A 2,614-nucleotide genomic window follows, 5' to 3' on the forward strand; every position below is an offset into this window, starting at 1 on the left:
TGCCGATTTCGTCAGGTTTTTGTTCGGGCGCGCCATCGTTGTGGCTGACGGTGTAGTTGGTTATGGTTTGACGGAATTCTTGTCTCCAACGGCTGAATTTCCATTTGAAGTCTTGGGTAATGGTGGTCGTATCGCCGGAATTTGCTTGGAAATGGATCAGGTCGCGGCCGGTACCGTCGGGGCGCATCAGGCTGGCGTTGAGCAGGGAGCCGTCAGCGTTTTTACTGGTGTTGCCCCACATGCCGAACAAGTCTTTGCGTTTGACTTTTTTGGCGGTAACGAGCTGGTTGGGTTCGGTAACGTGCAGACCCGGTACATAAGCCGTCTCCGCCACGGCGGCAGAAGTCAGGGTCAAGGTGAACGCGGCGGCGCCAAGTAGGGTTTTCCATGTTTTCATATTGTTTTCCTTATATGTAATGAGCAGTTGAAGAATCGGGCGCAGGCGGCGAATCCGTTTTTTGGGCTTTCGCGTTTGCCCACAATGTTGATGGTTTGTGTATTTACTATTTTATAGTGGATTAACTTTAAACCAGTACGGCGTTGCCTCGCCTTGCCGTACTATCTGTACTGTCTGCGGCTTCGTCGCCTTGTCCTGATTTAAATTTAATCCACTATATATCGAAAAATCGATTGAAATACAAAATTGCCTGACCGTCAGTTTACACAAGGTAAACCGACGATTCAATTTTCAGACGACCTTTCGTTTGCCATGCCGCATTAACGGATGTCCATAGGCGCGAAGGATTTGACGGTTTCGTCCACGGCTTTGACGCGGGTCAGGAAGTCTTCCAGCTGGGCGAGCGGCAGGGCGCTGGGGCCGTCGCATTTGGCTTGGTCGGGGTTGGGGTGTGATTCGAGGAAGAGGCCTGCGAGGCGGGTTGCCATGCCGGCGAGCGCCAAGTCCAGCACTTGCGCGCGCCGTCCGCCGGATGCGGCGGCACCGGATTCGCGGGTTTGCAGGGAGTGGGTGACGTCGAAGATGACGGGCAGGCCGCCGCAGGTTTGCTTCATGACGCCGAAGCCGAGCATATCGACGACGAGGTTGTCGTAGCCGAAGTTGGCACCGCGTTCGCACAGTATGATTTGTCCGTTGCCTGCTTCTTGGAATTTTTCGACGATGTTTTTCATCTGCGAGGGGCTGAGGAACTGTGGTTTTTTGATATTGATGACGTTGCCGGTTTTTGCCATGGCGACGACGAGGTCGGTTTGGCGGGCGAGGAAGGCGGGCAGTTGGATGACGTCGCAGACTTCGGCGACGGGGGCGCATTGGTAGGGTTCGTGGACGTCGGTGATGACGGGTACGTCAAATTCGCGTTTGACGGCTTGGAAGATTTTCATGCCTTCGTCCAAGCCGACGCCGCGGAAGGAGTGGATGGAAGAGCGGTTGGCTTTGTCGAAGGAGGCTTTGAAGACGTAGGGGATGCCGAGTTTGTCGGTCACTTTGACGTATTGTTCGCAGGCTTTGAGGGTGGAGTCGAGGTCTTCTAAGACGTTGATGCCGCCGAACAGGGTAAAGGGGAGGTCGTTGCCGACGGTAAGGTTGTTGATGCGGATGTTCATGATGATGGGGCTTTCTCGAAGGTCGTCTGAAAATGGCTGAAAGGTCGTCTGAAAGCGGATTTTGCGGTTTCAGACGACCTTTGTGTTTTATAGGACGGTGTGCGGCGGCTCGTAGGAGAGGATGTCGCGGATTTTGTTGTGTTCGTCCACGAGGACGACTTTGGGTTCGTGCGCGGCGATTTCGGGTTCGGACAGCATGACGTAGGACATGATGATGACGATGTCGCCTTTTTGGACGAGCCGTGCGGCGGCACCGTTGAGGCAGACGACGCCGCTGCCGCGTTCGCCGGGGATGGTGTAGGTTTCGAAGCGTTCGCCGTTGTTGTTGTTGACGATGGCGACTTTTTCGTTGACGAGGATGCCTGCGGCGTCGAGCAGGTCTTGGTCTATGGTGATGCTGCCGACGTAGTTGAGGTCGGCTTCGGTAACGGTGGCGCGGTGTATCTTGCCGCCGAGCATGGTGCGGAACATGGGTTTCCTTTTGGTTTGGGATTGCGGGTGCAGACGTATAGTGGATTAAATTTAAATCAGGACAAGGCGACGAAGCCGCAGACAGTACAGATAGTACGGCAAGGCGAGGCAACGCCGTACTGGTTTAAAGTTAATCCACTATAAGGTCGTCTGAAAATCAAAAGCCGTCATTATAGTGGACTTCCCTGTAAATTCATAATGATGCTTGTGCGTTTTTCAGACGGTGCGGCTGTTTTATCAACCTAAACTCTGCTTCAGCCAGCGCAAATAGGGGGCGTATCCGCGCGATACGTTTTGCATCAGGATTTGCGGGCATTCGTAGCTGTGGTTGGCGATGATGGTTTTTTGGATTTCGCGGTAGCAGTGGCGCGAGGTTTTGATGGTGATGCGGATTTCGTCGTCGCGGCAGATTTCGCCGTTCCAAAGGTATTGGCTGGTGATGGCTTCGTATTGCACGCAGGCGGCGAGTTGCTTTTCTAAAAGCAGGTTGCCGATTTTTTCGGCTTCTTCGCGGGTCGGGGCGGTGGTGGTAACGATGACGGGTTTGAATGCGGACATTTCAGACGACCTATTGGTTTTTAAA

Annotated in this window: 3 protein-coding genes and 1 pseudogene; all 4 read right to left on the reverse strand. The window is 53.8% G+C overall.

Features of this window, described 5'->3' with window-relative positions; genetic code table 11:
- Nucleotides 1–397 (reverse strand): annotated as a pseudogene (locus HMPREF1051_RS09055) (hypothetical protein); the annotation flags it as partial.
- A gap of 320 nt (nucleotides 398–717) precedes the next feature.
- A complete protein-coding gene (gene kdsA, locus HMPREF1051_RS09060; RefSeq protein ID WP_003767526.1) occupies nucleotides 718–1,560 on the reverse strand; it encodes a 3-deoxy-8-phosphooctulonate synthase in 843 nt (280 codons plus the stop codon).
- 87 nt (nucleotides 1,561–1,647) lie between these two features.
- A complete protein-coding gene (gene panD, locus HMPREF1051_RS09065) occupies nucleotides 1,648–2,031 on the reverse strand; it encodes an aspartate 1-decarboxylase (RefSeq protein ID WP_003767516.1) in 384 nt (127 codons plus the stop codon).
- 237 nt (nucleotides 2,032–2,268) lie between these two features.
- On the reverse strand, nucleotides 2,269–2,589 hold the full coding sequence (gene cutA / locus HMPREF1051_RS09070) for a divalent-cation tolerance protein CutA (RefSeq protein ID WP_036492737.1): 321 nt from the start codon (nucleotides 2,587–2,589) through the stop codon (nucleotides 2,269–2,271).
- Nucleotides 2,590–2,614: the final 25 nt, after the last annotated feature.

This window comes from Neisseria sicca VK64, assembly GCF_000260655.1.
Lineage (GTDB): Bacteria > Pseudomonadota > Gammaproteobacteria > Burkholderiales > Neisseriaceae > Neisseria > Neisseria sicca_B.